We start from the raw sequence: 21,406 nt of genomic DNA, 5'->3' as shown, positions 1-21,406 counted from the left end.
ATCTCTTGCCTCAGCCCTTGAGCCCGGCCTCGTACCATTTACGAATGGCCGCACGACTCTCATCATCGAGCGCCATATAACTGCCTGCGGGCGGCATGGCGTGGGTCACGCCAGCCTGTAGCCAGATTTCATGCGCCATGGTCGCGACCTCATGTGTCGTCTCCAAACGCACCCCTTTCGGAGGAGAGGCCATTCCCTCCCAGAAGGGTTCCTTGGAATGGCACATGGAGCAGTTGGTCATCACGATGTCGGACACCTCATCGAACCCTGCGGCAGAAGCAAACTTTTGCGCCATCGGGCCAAGCGCGGCCTCGTCCTCACCATCGTCCTGCATGAAAATGCCCGCAGTGGAGAGCCACATCACGGCCAAGAACAGACCCACAGTGAGACCCCAAGTCCACCACAACATGCCGCCACGCTTGTGCATGGTGTTGAAGAAATGGCGGATCGTGACGCCCATGAGGAACACCAGCGCGGCGATGATCCAGTTGTATTGGGACGCAAAGGCCAGCGGGTAGTGGTTCGACAGCATCATGAAGATGACCGGCAGGGTCAGGTAGTTGTTATGGGTCGAACGCTGCTTGGCGATCTTGCCATATTTCGGATCCGGCGTGCGCCCGGCCTTGAGATCTTCAACCACAACCTTCTGGTTCGGAATGATGATGAAGAACACGTTGGCGCTCATAACCGTCGCCGTAAACGCCCCGAGGTGGAGGAAGGCAGCACGGCCCGAGAACACCTGCGTATAGCCCCAGGCCATCGCCACGAGGATCACATAGAGCAGGATCATCAGATAGGTGTCATCCTTGCCCAGCATCAGCTTGCAGATCGTGTTGTAAGCGATCCAGCCAAAGGCCAGCGAGGCGATGGAAATTGCGATGGCCATCGTATTGGACATTTCCATCACGTTCGGATCGATGAGATACAACTCGGAGCCGAGGTAATAGACCACCGCCATAAGCGCAAAGCCAGACAACCAAGTCGAATAGCTTTCCCATTTGAACCAGATCAGGTCATCGGGCATCCGGTCAGGGGCAACCATATATTTCTGAATGAAATAGAAGCCGCCACCGTGGACCTGCCATTCCTCTCCGGACACGCCTTGGCGACGATCCGTCGAGGGGCGCAACCCGAGATCGAGCGCGATGAAGTAGAAGGACGACCCGATCCACGCGATCGCGGTGATCACATGGACCCATCGCAGAGCAAACTCCGCCCATTCCCAGAAAATCGGCATAAATGTCATGTTAGCTCCCTCGATAGGTCGAATAGCTGTAAGGCGACAGCAACAGCGGCACGTGATAGTGGCTTTCGGCGTCATTAATCCCGAACCGGAGCGGGATTTGATCAAGGAACAAAGGCTCCTCGCTGACTTGCCCCGTGCGCCGCAGATAGTCGCCTGCGAAAAAAATCAGTTCATAGATGCCGACCTTGAATTTTCCGGCGGGTAGAATCGGTGTGTCCGTCCGCCCGTCGGCATTCGTCACGGCCGTCGCAATCTTTTTGTGACTGTTGCCGGACACGCGATAGAGCGCAATCTCGATGCCCTCGGCGGGAAGTCCCTTGGCGGTATCGAGAACATGGGTGGTCAAAAAACCGGAAGTCATGGCGAAGCTGCCCAAATAGTTAGCGTTTCGTTTGGAGACTGTCGGAAAGCGCCCGCCGCAGCAATAATCAATCTCGTCAGATTGGATACAAAAGAGTATTCGATATCTAACAAGCCTACCAATTAGTCAAAAAACACGAAGGCCAAAGGAAATGCCGAAAAATCCACCGCGCTATGTTCGAAACATGTTGGGCTACGGGGCCAATGCACCCGATCCGCAATGGCCCGGAGGCGCGAAGGTCGCGGTGCAATTCGTGCTGAACTACGAAGAAGGCGGCGAAAACTGCGTTCTTCATGGCGATGAGGCCTCCGAAGCCTTCCTCTCTGACATTGCCGGGGCGTCCATGTGGAAGGGCCAGCGTCACTGGAACATGGAATCGATCTATGAATACGGCGCCCGCGCCGGGTTCTGGCGTCTACACCGGTTGTTCACCGAGGCGGAGATCCCCGTGACCATCTACGGCGTCGCCACCGCTCTGGCCCGCTCCCCCGAACAGGTTGCCGCGATGCAGGACGCCGGATGGGAAATCGCCTCGCACGGCTACAAATGGGTCGAACACAAGGACATGCCGGAGGAGGAAGAACGCGCCTCCATCGCCGCGGCGATCAAGCTACACGAAGAAGTCACCGGTGAACGTCCCTACGGTTGGTACACCGGGCGGTGTTCAGCCAACACCGTGCGCCTCGTCGCGGAAGAGGGCGGGTTCGACTATGTGTCCGACACCTATGACGACGACCTGCCCTATTGGCGCGAAGTGGGCGATCGTGATCAGCTGATCATTCCCTATACTCTGGAAGCCAACGACATGCGCTTCGCCACCAGCCCCGGCTGGATCACCGGAGAGCAGTTCTTCACTTACCTCAAGGACGCGTTCGACACGCTCTACGCGGAGGGCACGACCAGCACGCCGAAGATGATGAACATCGGGCTGCACAATCGTCTGATCGGCCGCCCCGGTAAAATGGCGGGCCTCAAGCGCTTCATCGATTACATCAAAACCTTCGACGGGGTCTGGACCCCGCGCCGCATCGACATGGCCCGCCATTGGGCCAAGGTGCATCCGCACACCCGCAAGGACCGTCCGTCAGCAATGGCCAAGGACGAATTCGTCGCGAAATTCGGCGGCGTGTTCGAGCATTCCCCATGGGTGGCCGAACGCGCGTGGGAGCTGGAGCTTGGCCCGGCACATGATAGCGCCGTTGGCGTCCATTCCGTCCTCTGCCGCGCCTTCCGCGCCGCCTCTGAGGCCGAGAAAAGCGGCGTCCTGATCGCTCACCCCGATCTCGCCGGCAAACTCGCGCAGGCCAAACGCCTCACGACTGAGAGCACGGCGGAACAAGCCTCCGCACGCCTCGATGCGCTCACTGACGAGGAACGTACGACCTTCGAACGCCTGAACGCCGAATATACCGAAAAATTCGGCTTCCCCTTTATCATCGCCGTGAAAGACAATACCAAGGCGACAATCCTCGACGCATTCCACGCCCGTCTCGAAAACGACCGGGACGCAGAATTCAAGACGGCCTGCAAACAGGTCGAACGGATCGCGTGGCATCGTCTCATGGATATGGATCTCTGAGAAATACGATGAGCTACGAATACACTTACTGCGCCCCCACCGGTGGCCTTCCCGATCAAAACAATCACGCCCGCGAGCGCGCCGTCTTCACCAACTCCTATGCGGTCATCCCGCATGGGGTGATGTCGGACATCGTGGTGAGCTACCTGCCCGGCTGGGATAAAACCCGCGCTTGGGTGCTGGCTCGCCCGCTCACCGGCTTTGCCGAGACCTTCGCGCAACTGATCGTCGAGGTTTCTCCCGGCGGCGGCACCACCAATCCCGAACCCGATCCGATGGCGGAATGCGTGATCTTCGTGCTGGCGGGCAGCATGCGCCTGACCATCGGTGCGCGCGCCTATCAGCTTGAGCCCGGCGGCTATGTCTTCGTCGCCCCCGGCGACAAGTACACCATCGCCAATGACAACGACACGCCCGCGACCTTTGTGTGGATTCGCAAGCGCTACGAACCCGCGCCGGGCATCGACAAACCCGAAAGCTTTGTCACCGCCGATATGGAAAAGCCGCCCGTGGAGATGCCGAACACTTCCGGCTACTGGTCCACGTCGCGCTTCGTCGATCCGCATGACCTGCGCTACGATTTCCACGTCAATATCGTGACCTTCCTTCCGGGCGGCACCATTCCGTTCGCCGAAACTCATGTCATGGAACACGGGCTCTATGTGCTTCAGGGCCGTGGCGTTTACCTTTTGAACCAAGACTGGGTCGAGGTCTCTGAGGGCGATTTCCTTTGGCTCCGCGCCTTCTGCCCGCAAGCTTGCTACGCCGCCGGTCGTCGCCCGTTCCGCTACCTCCTGTACAAAGACGTGAACCGTCACGCCAAGCTGGAGCTGGGATGAGCCGTATCATCACAACCGAGTCCCTGACCCCCGAGGCCTTCGCCCCTTACGGCGATGTGCTCGACGCCAAAGGCGCACCCGACAAGATCATCAATCAGGGCAAATGCGGTCGCTACCACGACCGCGCTCTGGTCGATGTCGCCCCTGACACCGGCGGCCGCGTCGGCGTGTCGGTCTTTCATGCCGAGCTGCGCAGCTTTCCCTACGAGCTCGACCTGATCGAACGGCACCCGGAAGGCTCCCAAACCTTCGTCCCGATGTCCGCCGATCCGTTCCTTGTGATCGTCTCCGATGGCCCCGATGTAACGCCCCGCGCTTTCGTGTCCGACGGCGCACAGGCGATCAATTTCCATCGCGGCACATGGCACGGCGTCCTGACGCCCCTCACCGGCAACGGCCTTTTCGCCGTGGTCGACCGGATAGGGGACACGCCGAACCTCGAAGAGCATTGGTTCGAGACGCCCTGGACCGTCACCCGCTGACGTTCCGTAACCGAGCTGCAACCTGCGGGAATAGCTCGACACAGCCTCGCTCCCCCTGCACAGTTTCCCAAGAAACGACGGCAGGGGACAGGCATGCAAGCTTCGGCACTTTTCGACACTGCGAAGATCATCGGCGGACGGCTCATCCGGCTCGATATCACCGGCATCAAACGGCTCTCGCGGGTCAACAGCCTCTTTGCCCCCGGCAAGATCGTCTGGAATTTCTCCCATCTCGATCAGCTCTTCCACGCCCTGCCCTTCGACATGCCAAGCGACGCGCCCAGCCCCCTGCCGGAGGCGAAAGCGCCGCTCACGGCCAGCGTTGATCTCGAACGCTATTTCACTGAGCGGAACGTCAAAAGCTTTCTTGTTCTGAAAGACGGCGCGATCCGCCATGAGCAGTATCTGCAAGGCACCCGGCCCGACGACCGTCACATCTCATGGTCCATGTCGAAAAGCGTCACCGCACTGCTCCTCGGCATCCTGATCGACAAAGGGATGATCCCCGCCGACATCCTTGAGGCCGAAGTACAAGAGCACCTGCCCGCCCTCAAGGGCAGCGGTTATGACGGCGTGCGCCTTCTCGACGTGCTCACCATGTCAAGCGGCGTGCGCTTCAACGAGGACTATGTCGATTATCATTCCGACATCAATCGTATGGGCCGGATCATCGGTGTCGGTGGCTCGATGGACGATTTCGCCGCCACGCTGACCCGGCAATGGCCACCCGGCACCTATATGCATTACGTCACCGTCGACACCCATGTCATCGGCATGATGATCCGGGCGCTGACCGGTCAAAAGATGATCGACCTGCTGAACACCCATGTGATCCGCCCCATGGGGGTTGAGCACAGCGGCTTCGTCATCACCGATGAGGAACAGGAACCCTTCGTGGCGGGAGGCTTCAACATGAGCACCCGCGACTATGCCCGACTCGCCCAGATGATGCTGCAGAAAGGCGAATGGAACGGCACGCGGATCGTGTCTGAGGCGTGGATCGACCGTATGACCCGGCAGACCGCCCCGCTTCCCGATCCAGAGACCGCAAAAATTCCCGACGGGCAATTGCGCTACGGCCTGCAATGGTGGCTGCCGCCAGAGGCGCGCGAGGGAGAGTTCTTCGGCATCGGGATTTACGGGCAATACATGTACATCCACCGCGCGGCGGGCGTGGTGATCGCCCAGAACGCCGCAGATACGGAATTCCGGGTCGGCGACGGCGCGATCAACCTTGAGACCCTCACCATGTTCCGGCAGATCGCAGAGGAGTTGGCTGGCACTTAGTCCCGCCACGCGCCCCGCGCGTTTCGTGCCCGACAAAAGTCCGACAGAAGTCCGACACTTTGCCGACAGCGATTTCAGGGCGATTTTGGGTGGTTCCGGGCAGCCCTCACGCCGCCCCAAATCCCCCGCCGCCCGGCGTTTCCATCACGAAAATCCCACCTGCGGGCAGGTCAATCTCGTCATTGCCCTGAAGCTGGATTTCGGTTCCGTCCGGCATCACCACCGAGTTGCGCCCAACCGCACCGGGTGCGCCGCCATCGACGCCGAAAGGCGGCACCACGCGATGCGAGCAGAGGGTTGTAACGGTCACCGGCGTGAGAAATTCTATCTTTCGGATCAAGCCGTTACCACCATGATGCACCCCTGCCCCACCGGAGTTCGGACGGATGGAGAATTCCAACAGCCGCACCGGGAAACGCGCTTCCAAAATCTCGGGATCGGTCATGCGGGTGTTGGTCATATGCGATTGCACCGCATCACAGCCATTGAAATCAGGCCCCGCCCCGGTGCCGCCCGCGATGGTTTCATAATTCTGAAACGCATCGTTGCCCCAGACAAAATTGTTCATCGTCCCCTGCGACCCGGCAATCACCCCCAGCGCACCGAACAACGCATTACACGCCGCCTGCGACACCTCCGTATTGCCCGCGATCACTGCGGCCCCCTCACCCGGATTGAGCATGGAGCCTTCCGGCACAATGATGCGGAGCGGTTTGAGGCAACCTTCGTTGAGTGGAATGTTTTTGCCCACAAGTGTCCGGAAAACATAGAGAACCACGGCCCGCGAAATCGACAGAGGGGCGTTGAAATTGCCCCTCTGCTGCGGCGAGGTGCCGGTGAAATCTACGGTCGCGGTGCGGGCTTTCGCATCGACCGTAAGCCGCACCTTGATCTGCGATCCACCATCCATCGGATAGGTGAATTCGCCGTCCGAAAGACGGTCAATCACGGCGCGAACAGAGGCTTCGGCGTTGTCTTGCACATGCTGCATATAGGCGGTGACCACATCTGCACCATAGCGCGCCACGACGCCCATAAGCGCTTGTTTTCCGGTCTCATTCGAAGCCACCTGCGCCTGAAGATCGGCGATATTCTGGTCAATATTGCGCGCCGGATAGCGCCCGGATGCGAGCAGCGTGCGCATTTTGTCTTCCTCGAAGCGACCCGCCGTCACAATGCGGGTGGTCTCGATCACAACGCCCTCTTCTTCGAGCGTCGTACTGTCAGGCGGCAGCGATCCGGGCGTGCGTCCACCGACATCCGCGTGGTGGCCCCGCGCGCCGAGCCAATAGGCAGGTTTGCCGTCCACAAAGACCGGCGTCACAACGGTAATGTCCGGCAGATGCGTGCCGCCGCGATAGGGCGAGTTGAGCACGAAAGCATCTCCCTCAGCGGCGTCGGCAAACTGTCGGATCACCGTCTGCACAGAGTCGGACATCGAACCAAGATGCACCGGCACATGCGGCGCATTGGCAACGAGCCGCCCCTCGGCATCGAAGATCGCACAGGAAAAGTCGAACCGCTCCTTGATATTCACCGACCAAGAGGTATTCGCCAGCGTCGCGCCCATCTGGTCGGCAACGGACATGAAGAGGTTCGACATGACCTCCAACAGGATCGGATCGGCTTCCGTCCCAGCCGCGGCATCGCGCACAGCAGGTGTCGCACGGGTCAGAACAAGATTTCCCTTGTCGTCCAGTCGCGCCGTCCAGCCGGGTTCGACCACATTGGTGCCCGTCGGCTCGGAGATCACCGCAGGCCCCTGAATTTCCGCATCCTGCGGCAGGGTGAGCCGGTCATAGAGCGGCACCTCGCCCCAACCACTGGCGCTCACAGTCAGCGTTGCTTTGGCATCGGCCCTGCCCTCTGGCATCGGCTGTCCTAAGGGGGCCTCCCCAGTTTCGCCAATCGCTTCCACGGCCAACATATCGAGGATCAGATCGCGGCCCGGAGGCGCAAAGCCGAAACGCGCTTTATGCGCCTCTTCGAACGCAGCGCTCATCTCCGGCGCAGAGCCAAAAGGCACATCGAGGGTCTGATGCGATCCGGTGTAGCGCAGATGCGCGCGGACAAGCGTCCGGATTTGGGCGACACCCTGCGCGGCAACTTCGGCCTCGACCTCAGACTTGAGCTCTGCGGCCATGGCCTCCGCCTGTACCAGATTGGCAAGCGGCGCATCCAGTTGCGCCTCGCGCAGTGCCCGGATTTCGGCCAGCCCCATGCCATATGCGGACAGCACCCCGGCGAAGGGATGGATCAGCACCCGCGACATGCCAAGCGCATCTGCAACGAGACAGGCATGCTGCCCCCCGGCCCCGCCGAAACACTGCAAGGTGTACTGCGACACATCATGCCCGCGCTCGACCGAAATTTTCTTGATCGCGTTGGCCATGTTATCGACGGCAATCTTCAGGAAGCCTTCGGCCACCTCTTCCGGCGACAGGCTCTGGCCTGTGGCCGCATTGATCTCGGCAGTCAGCGCCTCGAACCCACGTCGCGTCGCGTCAAAATCGAGCGGTTCATTGCCCTCCGGCCCGAAAACATGCGGGAAGTGATCGGGAGAGAGCTTGCCCAGAAAGACGTTACAATCGGTGACCGTCAAAGGCCCGCCCCGACGATAAGCGGCGGGACCGGGATCAGCGCCAGCACTTTCGGGCCCAACCTGAAACCGCCCATCGCGGAAGCTACAGATGGAACCGCCACCGGCGGCCACAGTATGAATGTCCATCATCGGAGCACGAAGGCGCACGCCAGCCACCTCAGTCTCGAAACTGCGTTCATAGAGGCCAGCATAATGCGACACATCCGTCGAGGTGCCGCCCATATCGAACCCGATCAACTGATCGAACCCGGCGGCTTCTCCTGTTCGGACCATGCCGACGATTCCGCCCGCCGGCCCCGAAAGGATCGCATCGCGCCCTTGGAACAGGGAGGCATCGGTCAGCCCGCCATTCGATTGCATGAACAAAAGACGCTCGCAGGCATGGCCCAGCGACAAAGCCTCGGCGACCTGATCGACATAGCGGCGCAGGATCGGAGAGAGGTAGGCATCGACCACGGTGGTATCCCCACGCGACACGAGCTTTGCCAAGCGCGAGGTCTCATGCGAGGTGGAGACTTGAGTAAACCCGATCTCACGCGCGATTTCCGCCGCACGGATTTCATGCGCGGGCTCCAGATAGCCATGCAGAAACGCGATGGCGACAGAACGGATGCCCGAGCCGTAAGCAGCTTGCAGAGCCTCCCGCGCGGCAGTTTCATCGAGCGGGGTCACGACCGAACCATCCGCAGCCAAACGCTCAGGCACCTCGGACACAGTCTCATAAAGCAGTTCCGGGCGCTCGATATCGAGGGCGAAGAGATCAGGCCGGGTTTGATAGCCAATGCGCAGCAGATCGCGGAAACCTTGGGTAATCAGCAACAGAACGCGCTCGCCCTTCCGTTCCAAAAGCGCGTTGGTGGCAACGGTCGTGCCCATTTTCACCGCCCCGATCGCGCCTTCGGGAATCGGCGCACCGGGCGCGAGGCCCAAGAGATCGCGAATCCCCTGTTCCGCGGCATCGCGATAGCGCTCAGGATTGTTGGACAACAGCTTATGGGTGTGCAGACGCCCCTCCGGATCGCGCCCCACCACATCGGTGAAGGTGCCGCCCCGGTCGATCCAGAAATCCCATTGTTTCGCGCCCATGCTGCCCTGCTCCGCTGTCTTTTCGTCTGTCGCGGGAGGTTAGGAGATCGCGGCACGGGCAACAAGGCGCGGCGAGAGATCAGGGTGAGATGGCAGCTCGGAAATTTCTGCGGTTTTTCGTCGAAATCCCTCTTGACCCTCGCGGTGGCTCCATCTATCTACGCGGCACTTCGGCGGAGTAGCTCAGTTGGTTAGAGCAGCGGAATCATAATCCGCGTGTCGGGGGTTCAAGTCCCTCCTCCGCTACCATCACCCTCACATCGAGAATACAGTGATCATAAAATAATAGTGATCAGGGTTCGCCGTGTCTGTTCCGATGTGTTGGCGCGCCGACCGCGAGCCACTCGGTTCACACGCGCTGCACCTGATAGCCGATTTGCGGCTCAAGGAAGACTTCGGTGAAATAGTCGTAAAACACCCGCGTCGCTTCACTCCATTCCTCTCCCTTATGCCAAGCCAGACCGACATCCATCGACGGGATCGCCAGATCGGTCGTCACCGTGCCAATTCGTCGCCCTTCGAGCGACCACGGGCGGTGCACCATATCTGAGAGGATGGTCACGCCTTGACCGTTCGCCACCATCGAGCGCACCGCCTCCGTTGAAGAGGTCCGCAGTTTGACATTGGGTGACAGACCCGTCGGCCCCCAGTATTTCATGGACGTGTGCGCCGCCTCATCGACCGTGAGCATGATGTAATCCTCATCCGCAATCTCCGCGAAGGTGGCGAGCCCCTTGAGCTGGAGCGGATGGTTTTGCGGCACCCAAAGACGGCGTTGGGAACGCAGAAGCGTCTGGGTCTCAAGTTCCGGGTTCGCTGTGTTCGAAGTCAGAAGAACCGCCATGTCGAAGCGGTTGGTGATCAAGCCCTCCTCGATGCTTTCGCGGTTCAACTCGCTCAGGCGAATGTCGAGCTTTGGGAAGCGATGCTGAAGACGGTCCAGATGGAAGGGCAGGAAGTACCCGATCACCGTATAGGTCGCGGCGATGTTGATCGTGCCCTCGATCTCGGAATGGCTCTGCACCACGTTGCGCGCCATCTCGACCTTTTCCATGATTTCGCGCGCCGCGCCCAAAAGCTCCCGTCCCGGCGGCGTCAATTCCATCCCGTGGGCCGTGCGCACGAATAGGATGGCGTCGAGATCCTGCTCCAACTCCCGCACCGCAGAGGTGATCGAGCTTTGCGAAATCCTCAATTCACTCGCCGCCCTGCTGACCTGACCAAGCTCGGCGGTGGCGATGAAATACTTCAGCTGACGTAGGTTCATGGACGCGCTCCTGTTCGGATTCTCCGAAATCTGTCGGAGCTATATTTCGAAACATCCTGCACAAACGGGATGAAAACGTAAAATTCGATTTTCGTTATATATATTATCTAAAAATCCGAACCACTTTGAGGCGACTTCGTTCACACATCGCCCAAAAATCGATCAAATCCTTATTTTCAGCGATTTTTTGATAATCCAAATTTCAAAAATTCATTCGGATTTTTCGATAATGCATGAGCTATATTTTGAATTTTACAAACAAAAGATTTTTTTCAGAGGATGGGCCCAACGAAATTAAGGACCAGTCATGCGAAAGATCATCGATTTGAATTGCGATATGGGAGAGGGCTTCGGACATTGGGTTCTGAGCGAAGCCCCGGATGAAGAGCTGATGGCTCTGATCTCCTCGGCCAATATTGCGGCCGGGTTTCATGCTGGCGATCCGAACTCCATGGATCGGGTGATCAAACTGGCGCAGGCCTACGGCGTTGGTCTCGGCGCGCATCCCGGCTACCGCGATCTTCAGGGCTTTGGTCGCCGCTACATCAAGACCACGCCGGAAGAACTGGTCAACGACATCATCTATCAGGTCGGCGCAGTGCGCGAGTTTGGGCGCCGTCATGGCATCCGCCTCCAACACGTCAAACCGCATGGCGCGCTTTACATGGAAGCGGCGGTGAATGAAGACCTGTCACGCCACATGATCGAAAGTCTTTCGGCGATCAGCGGCGATCTTCTGATCTTCTGCATGGGCGCCTCAAAAACTTACGAGGTCGCCAAGCGCCTTGGCCATCCGGTGATCCGCGAATTCTACGCGGACCGCGACTATGGCGATGACGGCGCGATTGTCTTCACCCGCCGCGTGGCCCGTCCCGATCCGCAGGAGATCGCCCAGAAATGCCTGCGCGCCTGTGTCGAGGGCAAGGTGACCAGCGTCACCGGTAAAGACATCGACATAGAATTCGAGTCGATCTGTTTCCATTCCGACACACCCGGCGCCGTCGAAATCGGCCGCGCCATTCGCACCATTCTCACCGAGAACGGTATCAACATCGCACCGGCTTCCGCCGTGCTCGAGACCGCCTGAAACCGGCTCCAACAACAGGGAAATGACAAAATGAGCGATATCCAATCCCCCCTCCCCGGCACGTTTTACCACAAACCTTCCCCGGAAGAGCCGCCGTTCAAAGGTCCCGGCGACAAAGTGGCCGTCGGCGATCAAATCGGTCTGGTCGAGGTGATGAAAACCTTCATCGCGGTCAATTCCGAGATCGAAGGCACGTTCAAAGGCTACAGCGTCGATGACGCCACACCCGTGACGGCTGGCGCGGTGCTCGCGGAGCTTGAGTGATATGGCGATCCAACGACTGTTCATCGCCAACCGTGGGGAGATCGCCGTTCGCGTGGTGAAAGCCGCCAAAGCGCTCGGCATCCACACCATTCAGGCGCATTCCGAAGCGGACACGGAGATGCTCGCCGTCAAACTCGCCGATGAGGCAGTTTGCGTTGGCCCCGCGCCCTCGAAAGACAGCTATCTGAACATTGCCGCCGTGCTCGAAGCCGCGAAAGCGACCAAGGCCGACGCCATCCACCCCGGCTATGGTTTTCTCTCTGAGAGCCCCGCCTTTGCTCGTGCAGTGGAAGAGGCTGATCTGATTTTCGTAGGCCCGTCAGCCGACACGATCGAGCGCATGGGCGACAAGGTCGCCGCGCGCCAAGCCGCAGAGGCCGCAGGCGTCCCGGTTGTGCCCGGTTCCGACGGCCGCATTGATGTGTCTGAGGCCCTCAGCGTGGCCGAGAAAATCGGCTATCCGGTGATGATCAAAGCCGCCGCGGGAGGCGGTGGTCGCGGCATCCGGATCGCGAAGAACGAAGCCGAGTTGAAAACCCTCGCGCCGCAAGCCAAGGCCGAAGCCGAAGCCGCCTTCGGTGATGGCGGTCTCTATATTGAGCGCGCGATCCTCTCCCCGCGCCATATCGAGGTGCAAATTCTTGGCGATGGTGAAAACGCAGTCCATTGCTACGAGCGCGAATGCTCCCTGCAACGTCGTCGCCAGAAGGTTTGGGAAGAAGCCGGGGCGATGTGCCTTGACGATGAGACTCGCGAAAGCCTCTGCGCCTCTGCCGTCGCACTCGCCAAAGCGGTGAACTATCGCGGCGCGGGTACGCTGGAATATCTCTACGACGAAGTGGCGAATGAGTTTTACTTCATCGAGATGAACACCCGCATTCAGGTTGAGCATCCCGTGACCGAAATGGTGACTGGTGTCGATCTGGTGGCCGAGATGATCAAGGTCTGCGGCGGCGCGAAACTGTCGATGACCCAAGATGAGATCAAAAAGACGGGTCACGCCATCGAAGTGCGCCTCTGTGCGGAAGACCCGTTCATGAACTTCATGCCCTGGCCGGGTGTCGTCTCGACACTCAAAGAGCCGGCTGGCGCAGGCGTGCGGTTCGATCACTTCCTCTCAGAGGGCTATCAGATCCCGCCATTCTACGACTCGCTTCTCGGCAAGGTCATCGTCCATGCCAACACCCGCGACGCGGCCATCGACAAGCTGGTGACTGCGCTGGAGAGCATGGAGATCGGTGGCACGAAGACCACCGCGCCGCTGCACCTTGCATTGGCCGCTGATCCAGAGGTGCGCAAAGGCGCCTTCCACACCCAATGGCTTGAGCCGTGGCTTGAGGCCGGAAACCTGTCCGCAACCAAAGGAGACGCCGCATGAAAACGCGTTACAGCTATGGCGGGGACGAGCATATCTATGTCGAGATCGACGATGAGATGTCCCTCGACGCCTTCTTCATCGCCCTGTCCCTGTCGAACATGGTACGCGAGGCCAATATCCCCGGCGTGACAGAGATCCTGCCCGCCAATGCCTCTTTTGAGGTGCGGTTCGATCCCGACATCATCGCGCCCGACGAGATGATGGCGAAGATCAAGGAATTCGAACATCAGGCCGAGGCACAGGAAAAGCGTCTCGATACCCGGATCATCGAAATCCCGGTCTATTTCCAAGACCCTTGGACCCACGAAACGCTGATGCGCTTCCGCGAACGCCACCAAGACCCGTCGGGGTCGGACCTTGATTACGCCGCGCGGATCAACGGCTATGACACGGTCGAAGACTTCATCGAAGCCTTCCATTCGCAGCCGTGGTTCGTCTCGATGGTGGGCTTCGTCGCAGGTCTGCCCTTCCTCTATCAGCTCGTGGACCGTGACAAACAGATCGAAGTGCCGAAATACCTTCGTCCGCGCACCGATACGCCGCGGCACACGGTGGGGATCGGCGGCTGTTTCGGCTGCATCTATTCCGTGCGTGGCGCGGGTGGGTACCAGATGTTCGGCATCACACCGATGACGATTTTCGATCCGGATCAAGAAGTCAGCTACCTGAAAGACTTCATGGTCTTCTTCCGCCCCGGCGACATCGTGAAATGGAAACCCATCGGGCGCGAAGAATTCGACCAGATCACCAAAGAGGTCGAGGACGGCAGCTACACGCCGCGCATCGCAGAGGTCGAATTCGATCTCGACGCGTTCAACAACGACATGACCGGCTTTAACGCCAAGCTGATGGAGGCCCTCAATGACGCTTGAGATCATCAAACCCGGTCTGGCAACGACCATTCAGGATTTGGGCCGCCCCGGCTATTTCCACCTCGGCATTCCCGAAGGCGGCGCGATGGATCGCCTTGCCTTCCGGGCCGCGAACCTTCTCGTGGGCAATGACGAAGATGCCGCCGGTCTTGAGGCCGTATTCATGGGGCCGGAGATCAAATTCGGTGCCGAGATGAGTATCGCTGTCACCGGTGCCGACATGCCGATGATGCTGGACGGTGAGCCGCGCGAGACTTGGACCTCTTTCACCGTGAAACCGGGACAGGTTCTGTCCTTTGGCTTCCTGAAAACCGGCGCTCGCATCTACATCGCCGTCTCTGGCGGGATCGACACGGAACCGGCTCTCGGCTCTCGTTCGACCTATCCCATCGGCGCTCTGGGCGGCTTCGAAGGCCGCGCGATTGCGGCAGGCGATGTGGTCCCGGTGGGCGAAGCCTCCCCGGTGGCCGAAGGCCGTACCGTTCCCGAAAAATTGCGCCGTCGCCCTGGCACACCCGCCGTTCTGCGCGCGATCACCGGGCTGTATTGGCACCGTCTGACTGAGAAGAGCCAAAAGGCCTTCTTTGACGACGATTGGGTGGTCGCGCCCGAGGCCGACCGCATGGGCTATCGCTTCCGTGGTGGTCAGCCGATGGAATTCGTGGATCGTCCGCAGCCCTTCGGCGCGGGTTCTGATCCCTCGAACATCGTGGATGGCTGCTACTCATATGGCTCCATTCAGGTGCCCGGTGGCCTCGAGCCCATCGTGCTGCACCGTGATGCGGTGTCGGGTGGTGGTTACTTCACCCTCGGCGCGGTGATCTCCGCCGATATGGACCTGATCGGTCAGCTCCAGCCGAATACGCCGGTGAAATTCAAACGTGTCGAAATGGACGAAGCCCTCGCCGCCCGCGCTGAGCGCAAAGCCATGATCGAAGCCATTCGTCAGTTCCTCTCCTGAGGGGCTGACGCTCTCCCCCGTGAGGCCACGCCTCACACTCCCTGACGCGAGGCCACGCCTCACATTCCCAATGGTGGGGGAATTTCCCTCCACGATCTTGCGGGGCTTCGGCCCCAGACGTCCGGGGCCCTGCCCCACCTCGAAAGCCAAACAACAAGCGGCATAAAGCCGCCTTCCCTGATGAACCAACAAGGAGTCAGATCCATGAAACTTGCCCTGATGACAGGCGCGGCACTTGCCGCGCTGGCCACCTCCCCCAGCTTCGCAGAAGACTGGTTCCCCTATGAGGCAGAAGAAGTGACCCCCGCCTTCTCGACCGACGGCACCACCAGCGCCGTCACCTACACGCCGCTCGAAAAGGCCGATGCGGCCTATGACATCTGCGTGTCCTTCCCACATATGAAAGACGCCTATTGGCTCGGCGTGGACTACGGTGTCTCCGAAGAAGCCAAGCGTCTCGGCGTCAAGATGAACCTCGTCGAAGCTGGCGGCTACACCGAGCTTGCCAAGCAGGTCAGCCAGATCGAAGACTGCGTCGCCGCAGGGGCCGACGCGGTGATCATCGGCGCGATTTCTTACGATGGCTTGAACAACGTGATCGCGGAAACCGCCGAGAAAGGCATCCCTGTGATCGACGTGATCAACGGCGTATCCTCCCCGGACATCTCCGCCAAATCTCTGGTGTCCTTCTACACCATGGGTTTTGAAACCGGGAAATACCTTGCCGAAAAACACCCGGCGGGCACCGATCCGGTCAAGGTCGGCTGGTTCCCTGGTCCGGCAGGCGCAGGCTGGGTTGAAGCCGCAAACACCGGCTTCCTTGAGGCTGTCAAAGGTTCCGCCGTCGAAGTTCTGGAGCCGCGTTACGGCGACACCGGCAAGGAAGCCCAGCTCAAACTGGTCGAAGACGTGCTGCAATCCGATCCCGACGTGAAATACCTCGCCGGCACCGCCGTGACCGCCGAAGCGGCTCAGGGTCTTCTGCGCGAGCGTGGCCTCACAGACGACATCGGCCTTCTCGCCTTCTACATGACCCCCGGCGTCTACACCGGCATCCAACGCGGCATGATCGCTGCGGCCCCGGCGGACTCGATGGTCATTCAGGGCCGGATCGCGATGGATCAGGCTGTGCGCATCATCGAAGGCAAAGACTACGTCAAACACGTTGGCCCGAAAATCTTCGTCGTTGACCAAGACAACATCGGTGACGTGTCCCGCGATGCAATCCTTCCGCCGGAAGGCTTCCGCCCGGTTTTCTCCGTCGAGTGATCCCAGACCAATCCTCGACCTAATGTGAAGACCATTTCGGGTGAGGCAGATCCCCTGCTGCCTCACCCGTCAGGAGGCCCCATGACTCTTCCGCTTTTAACCACGCACAATCTGACCAAGACTTACCCCGGCGTGCGCGCTCTGGACGGTGTCGATTTCGACCTGATGGCTGGCGAAGTCCACGTCCTGTTCGGAGAGAACGGCGCGGGAAAATCCACGCTGATTTCCATGCTCGCTGGCGCCAACACGCCCTCTGAGGGCAAGATTTACCTTGAGAACCGTGAGGTCGCTTTCGACTCCGTTGCTCGCGCCAAGGCGCATGGTGTCTTCACCGTGTTCCAAGAATTCTCTCTCATCCCGACGCTGACAGTCGCCGAGAATATGTTTCTCGGACAGGAACCGCGCACCGGGATGCTCATAGACCACGCCGAGATGCGCCGCCGCGCGCAGGAAATTTTCGATACGCTCGGGTTTCCAATCTCCCCCACCGCGCAGGTCTCGTCCCTGTCGCGCGCCCAGCAGCAAATGTTGGAAATCTCCAAAGCCTTTCACGGCGACCCGAAGGTTCTGATCCTCGACGAACCGACCGCCTCGCTCACCGACCGCGAGGTGGATCATCTCTTCGGCTTCATCAAACGCCAGAAGGAAAAGGGCGTCGGGATCATCTACATCTCGCACCGGATGCAGGAGTTCAAACGCATCGCCGACCGCATCACAGTGCTGCGCGACGGGGCCAAGATCGGCACGGTCGATATGGCCGTAACCGATGAGACTGCGCTGGTGGAAATGATGACCGGCCGGTCGATCGCGGAAATTTACCCGACCATCGCCACCGAACCCGGCGAGATCGTCCTTGAGGTCAAAGGCCTCGCCACCTCCGGCGTCGCGCCCTCTTCCCTAACGCTGCGCCGGGGCGAAGTCCTTGGCGTGGCCGGTCTGGTGGGCTGCGGCAAGTCTCGGTTCTTCCGGGCCATGATGGGATTGACCCCGGCCCGGTCCGGCACAGTCACCCTGAAAGGCAAAGACATCACCGGGATGCCCACGCGCAAGATCATCCGCGAGGGTCTTTATTACCTGTCCCCGGACCGCAAACACGAGGGGTTGGACCTTGCCAAGACATCCGACGAGAACCTCGCACTCAATGTCGTAACCTCCGGCGCGCCGGTGAAACGCGGCTGGATCGATTGGCGTTCCGTGCGCAGCACCGTAGCCGGGATCGCCACCCGCGTCGAACTGCCGGAAGACTACCGCGCCCGCCGCGTGTCACAGCTCTCGGGCGGCAACCAGCAAAAGGTGCTCTTCGGCAAAGCCTTTGGCCAAGACGCCGATGTCTACATTTTCGACGAACCCACCGTGGGCGTCGATATGGGCACCCGCGCCGCGCTGTATCTCAAGATCAAAGCGCTCGCAGAAGCGGGCAAAGCCGTGGTCGTGATCTCCTCCGACCTGCCCGAAGCGATCAACCTCTCTCACCGCCTCATGGTCTTCGCCAATGGCTTCGTCAGCGCCGAACTTCCGCGCGCAGAAGCCACCGAAGACACCGTCCTCAAACATTTCTTCACCGAAAGCGAGCCCGTCCAATGACCGATGCCACCGTGCAGGCGCAAAGCGACACCCCGCGCGCCAACCCGCTCAAAACGCTGTTCATCCGTGTCGGCGTTCTGCCCTTTTTCCTCGCCATCGCTCTGGTGGTGTTCACCCTCATGTCGAACAAGTTCCTGACCGGGCAGAACCTCGTGAACGTGGCGCGCCAGTCCGTCTATTTGGTACTCGTGTCCCTCGGACAGATGCTCGTTCTGGTGTCCGGTGGCTTTGACCTGTCGGTTGGCACCGCGATTGCGCTGACCTCGGTCGTCTCGGCCCTGTCGATGACATGGGCCTCGGGCGTGTTTGACAGCGTCTTCCTCGTCATCCTCATCGGCATCGCCGCTGGCGGCTTCACCGCGTTGCTCGTCGGGTTGATCAACGGCGTGGGCGTCGCCTATTTCGAAGTCTCCCCCTTCATCATGACCCTCGGCGTGTCCTCCGTCGGTGCGGGCCTTGCGCTGTTCATGACCGGCGGCATCCCGATCTCCGGCCTCCCGTTTGCCTTCGGCGACACCTTCGGCTTCGGCAAACTGTTCGGCATCCCTGTGCCAGTCCTGATCGCGCTACTTTGTATCGCCGTGATGTGGCTGGTGATGTCGCGCACGCCGCTGGGCACGCGCATCTATGCGGTCGGCGGCAATATCAAAGCCGCGCATCTCTCCGCCATCGACACCAAGAAGACGCTCGTTCTGGCCTATGTACTCTGCTCGCTGATTGCCTCTCTGACCGGTATCTTGCTGACCGCGCGCGTCGAAAGTGGCGAAGCAAACCTCGGCGGCACGATGGCACTCGAGTCCATCGCTGCTTGTGTCATCGCCGGAGTCTCCCTGCGCGGCGGGATCGGCCGGGTGCAGAATGTGGTGCTCGGGGCCTTCTTCATCGTCATGGTGCAAAACGGCATGAACCTCGCAAAAATCAGTTCCTACATGCAGATGGTTCTGCTGGGCGGCTTGCTCATCCTCGCGGTGATTTTCGATCAGCTACGCTACCGGATGATCATGCGCGGCCGCTGATAGCGCGACAGATATGAAACTTTGGAAAGGGGGCTGCATCGCAGTCCCCTTTTTTCATGTCCGCTTATTGGGGTGAGTCGCGGCGTCGAAATCTGCGCCTGTGCGTTTTTCACTGCAAAAAGTCACCGGAAGAAAAATGTAATACTTTTACGAACGGACATGCTGCATCTGCGAAAGAATGAAGGGCTCACTGTGTGGTGAAACCGTCTCTTTGCTGTAGAAATCCACTTGCGCCTTTTCTAAAAAAGCGCAAAAGGCGTTGAGAATAGGAGGAATTCCGCCCGCTTTGGGCAGCTTTTCGCCACAGCCCCTATGAATTGGCATTTCCTGCTGCAGAGCAAAATTCACGCCCTATTTACTGCAAAGACTATGACTGTACGGAGTACGAGTTTGACGAACACCACCGGGTCCACCGCCGCCGACATTCGCCGCCGCCGCTTTCTTGCGACGCTCGCGGGGTCTGTCGCCGTGTCCACGATGTTGCCCTACGCTTTGCGCGCGCAGGATGCCATCGCACAGACCTCGACGCCCCCCGCAACAGACGCCCCGGTTGCAGAGACGGCGACGCTCCCCGCGTTCAGCTTTGACAGCCTGACCGAAGAGATGCGCGTCGCCGCCGGGGAAAGCTGGCATCAAGGCGAGGTGATCGAAGGACCATTGGCCAACCTCGACTACGACGCCTACCAACGCATTCGCTTCCGCCCCGATCACGCCCGCTGGCAAGACGGCGGACAGGAATTCCGCCTGCATGCATTCCACCTTGGCTGGCTGTTCAAGGAACCCGTCCATATCTACGAGATCGTAGACGGACGTGCCCGGCCGATGGAGTTCACCACGCACGATTTCGAATATGGCGGCAATGTCAGCGAGCAAATCCCCGAAGACACCCCGATGCCGGGCGTTGCGGGCTTTCGCCTGCATGCGCCTCTGAACCGGGCCGATATTTTCGATGAGTTGATCGCCTTCCTCGGTGCGAGCTACTTCCGGGCTCTGGGGCGCGGCAATGTCTATGGCCTGTCGGCCCGTGGCCTTGCCGTCAACACCGCCATGAACGGCGGCGAGGAATTCCCGCGCTTCACCAATTTCTGGATCGAACGTCCGGTTCCCGGCGCGCCGACGATTGTGGTCTATGCCGCACTCGACAGCAAATCGGTGACCGGGGCCTACCGCTTCGCCATTACGCCGGGCGAGACCACCGAAATGGAAGTCACCGCTCGTCTCTTTATGCGCGAAAAAACCGATCAGATCGGCATCGCGCCGCTAACCTCAATGTATCTCTTCGGCGGGGCAGATCCGCGCGGGTTCGACGACTTCCGCGCTGCCGTACATGACAGCGAATATCTCGTGCTCAACACGCGCGGCGGAGAAACCTATCTGCGCGCGTTGCACAACCCCTCCCGTCTGGCCAGTTCCTACCTCGGCGCGGAAAACCCGCGGTCCTTCGGCCTGATCCAACGCAGCCGCGATTTCGACGACTACCTCGACGCGCAGGCGCATTACGAACGCCGCCCCTCGCTCATGGTCGAACCGATCGGCGACTGGGGCAAAGGCACGGTGCGCCTCGTGGAAATCCCGTCCAAACTTGAGGGCAACGACAACATCGTTGCCTTCTGGGTGCCCGAGGGCCAGATGGAAAAAGGCGCAGCGCTCGAATACGCCTATCGCCTGCATTGGGGCATGAATCCGAAAGGCGACCGCAGCGTCGACCGTGCCCGCGTCTTACGCAGCCGCGTCGGCGAAGGCGGCGTCGCGGGTGTCGAGCAGAAAAGCGACACGCGCAAATTCGTCATCGATTTTCAAGGTGGCACGCTCTCCGGTCTGCCCGCTGATGCAGAACTTTCTGCGCAGGTCAGCATCGGGCACGGAGAGATCAAAGAGGCTATTGTAAGCAAGGTCAGCGGCACCGATATCTGGCGTCTGGTGATCGAGGCAAAGGCTGAACCCGGAAATGTGACGGAACTTAAAGCCGCTCTCACGGGTTATGATCAGACATTAACGGAAACATGGCTTTATCAATGGGTGAGGGAATAACGATGGCTCACACTCCGACTGACACAGAAACAAACATGGGCAACAAGGCCCTGCTGGACGCCTCTCTGGACTGGACCCCGCCCGAAGCACCTCTCGAGATGCCGCAACAGGTTCTCGAGCGCAAAAAGACCGGGACGGAATGGTCCCGTGTGCTGCGCCTGATCCTGCCCGGAAAACCCGTCTAAGGGAGGCCGC

The 21,406-nt window shown here is 60.0% G+C and carries 18 protein-coding genes and 1 tRNA gene; 15 read left to right on the top strand and 4 right to left on the bottom strand.

Going from position 1 to position 21,406, the window contains the following annotated elements:
* Positions 1–10: 10 nt before the first annotated feature.
* Complete coding sequence (locus ACYBHZ_RS15605; protein ID WP_460275205.1) at positions 11–1,246, bottom strand: urate hydroxylase PuuD; 1,236 nt, start codon at positions 1,244–1,246, stop codon at positions 11–13.
* 1 nt (position 1,247) lies between these two features.
* Positions 1,248–1,607 (bottom strand): hydroxyisourate hydrolase, encoded by a 360-nt coding sequence (uraH, locus tag ACYBHZ_RS15600; protein WP_460275204.1) that lies wholly within the window; start codon positions 1,605–1,607, stop codon positions 1,248–1,250.
* 151 nt (positions 1,608–1,758) lie between these two features.
* On the opposite strand from uraH, the gene puuE reads away from it, so the two are divergent.
* The 4 genes from puuE (at position 1,759) to ACYBHZ_RS15580 (ending at position 5,794) form a co-directional block, all read left to right on the top strand.
* On the top strand, positions 1,759–3,186 hold the full coding sequence (gene puuE / locus ACYBHZ_RS15595) for an allantoinase PuuE (protein ID WP_460275203.1): 1,428 nt from the start codon (positions 1,759–1,761) through the stop codon (positions 3,184–3,186).
* 8 nt (positions 3,187–3,194) lie between these two features.
* Positions 3,195–4,025 carry a bifunctional allantoicase/(S)-ureidoglycine aminohydrolase gene (locus tag ACYBHZ_RS15590; RefSeq protein ID WP_460275202.1) on the top strand — a complete coding sequence of 277 codons (831 nt, stop codon included), beginning with the start codon at positions 3,195–3,197 and terminating at the stop codon, positions 4,023–4,025.
* Positions 4,022–4,507: an ureidoglycolate lyase gene (locus ACYBHZ_RS15585; RefSeq protein ID WP_460275201.1), complete on the top strand. Its 486-nt coding sequence runs from the start codon at positions 4,022–4,024 to the stop codon at positions 4,505–4,507. Before ACYBHZ_RS15590 ends, ACYBHZ_RS15585 begins: the two co-directional genes overlap by 4 nt.
* Before the next feature lie 93 nt (positions 4,508–4,600).
* A complete protein-coding gene (locus tag ACYBHZ_RS15580) occupies positions 4,601–5,794 on the top strand; it encodes a serine hydrolase domain-containing protein (protein WP_460275200.1) in 1,194 nt (397 codons plus the stop codon).
* Positions 5,795–5,900: 106 nt separating this feature from the next.
* Here the strand turns inward: ACYBHZ_RS15580 and ACYBHZ_RS15575 are convergent, their stop codons facing one another.
* Positions 5,901–9,482 (bottom strand): hydantoinase B/oxoprolinase family protein, encoded by a 3,582-nt coding sequence (locus ACYBHZ_RS15575; RefSeq protein WP_460275199.1) that lies wholly within the window; start codon positions 9,480–9,482, stop codon positions 5,901–5,903.
* A gap of 172 nt (positions 9,483–9,654) precedes the next feature.
* Between ACYBHZ_RS15575 and ACYBHZ_RS15570 the strand changes: the two genes are divergently transcribed.
* Positions 9,655–9,731 (top strand) — tRNA-Met (locus ACYBHZ_RS15570).
* A 100-nt stretch (positions 9,732–9,831) separates the two neighbouring features.
* On the opposite strand, the gene ACYBHZ_RS15565 is transcribed toward ACYBHZ_RS15570, so the two are convergent.
* Positions 9,832–10,749 carry a LysR family transcriptional regulator gene (locus tag ACYBHZ_RS15565; protein WP_460275198.1) on the bottom strand — a complete coding sequence of 306 codons (918 nt, stop codon included), beginning with the start codon at positions 10,747–10,749 and terminating at the stop codon, positions 9,832–9,834.
* Positions 10,750–11,056: 307 nt separating this feature from the next.
* Here ACYBHZ_RS15565 and ACYBHZ_RS15560 point away from each other — a divergent pair, with 307 nt between their 5' ends.
* The 10 genes from ACYBHZ_RS15560 (at position 11,057) to ACYBHZ_RS15515 (ending at position 21,396) form a co-directional block, all read left to right on the top strand.
* A complete protein-coding gene (locus tag ACYBHZ_RS15560) occupies positions 11,057–11,836 on the top strand; it encodes a 5-oxoprolinase subunit PxpA (protein WP_460275197.1) in 780 nt (259 codons plus the stop codon).
* A gap of 30 nt (positions 11,837–11,866) precedes the next feature.
* Positions 11,867–12,100 carry an acetyl-CoA carboxylase gene (locus ACYBHZ_RS15555; RefSeq protein ID WP_460275196.1) on the top strand — a complete coding sequence of 78 codons (234 nt, stop codon included), beginning with the start codon at positions 11,867–11,869 and terminating at the stop codon, positions 12,098–12,100.
* Position 12,101: 1 nt separating this feature from the next.
* Entirely contained in the window at positions 12,102–13,478 is a 1,377-nt protein-coding gene (locus ACYBHZ_RS15550; RefSeq protein WP_460275195.1) for an acetyl-CoA carboxylase biotin carboxylase subunit, read from the top strand.
* A complete protein-coding gene (locus tag ACYBHZ_RS15545; RefSeq protein ID WP_460275194.1) occupies positions 13,475–14,350 on the top strand; it encodes a 5-oxoprolinase subunit B family protein in 876 nt (291 codons plus the stop codon). Before ACYBHZ_RS15550 ends, ACYBHZ_RS15545 begins: the two co-directional genes overlap by 4 nt.
* On the top strand, positions 14,340–15,311 hold the full coding sequence (locus ACYBHZ_RS15540; RefSeq protein WP_460275193.1) for a 5-oxoprolinase subunit C family protein: 972 nt from the start codon (positions 14,340–14,342) through the stop codon (positions 15,309–15,311). The genes ACYBHZ_RS15545 and ACYBHZ_RS15540 overlap by 11 nt, the downstream gene beginning before the upstream one ends.
* A gap of 204 nt (positions 15,312–15,515) precedes the next feature.
* Positions 15,516–16,580: a TMAO reductase system periplasmic protein TorT gene (gene torT / locus ACYBHZ_RS15535; RefSeq protein ID WP_460275192.1), complete on the top strand. Its 1,065-nt coding sequence runs from the start codon at positions 15,516–15,518 to the stop codon at positions 16,578–16,580.
* Between the two features lie 81 nt (positions 16,581–16,661).
* Positions 16,662–18,164 (top strand): sugar ABC transporter ATP-binding protein, encoded by a 1,503-nt coding sequence (locus ACYBHZ_RS15530; protein WP_460275191.1) that lies wholly within the window; start codon positions 16,662–16,664, stop codon positions 18,162–18,164.
* Positions 18,161–19,180 (top strand): ABC transporter permease, encoded by a 1,020-nt coding sequence (locus ACYBHZ_RS15525; RefSeq protein WP_460275190.1) that lies wholly within the window; start codon positions 18,161–18,163, stop codon positions 19,178–19,180. Before ACYBHZ_RS15530 ends, ACYBHZ_RS15525 begins: the two co-directional genes overlap by 4 nt.
* Before the next feature lie 369 nt (positions 19,181–19,549).
* Positions 19,550–21,211, top strand: coding sequence for an OpgD/OpgG family glucan biosynthesis protein (locus ACYBHZ_RS15520; RefSeq protein ID WP_460275189.1), 1,662 nt, complete (start codon positions 19,550–19,552; stop codon positions 21,209–21,211).
* Positions 21,212–21,246: 35 nt separating this feature from the next.
* Complete coding sequence (locus ACYBHZ_RS15515; RefSeq protein WP_460275188.1) at positions 21,247–21,396, top strand: hypothetical protein; 150 nt, start codon at positions 21,247–21,249, stop codon at positions 21,394–21,396.
* The last annotated feature ends 10 nt before the right edge of the window (positions 21,397–21,406 follow it).

The sequence above is a fragment of the Celeribacter sp. ULVN23_4 genome, assembly GCF_054788345.1.
Note: the sequence above shows the minus strand (reverse complement) of the source record. Positions and strands in the feature narration are given on the sequence as shown.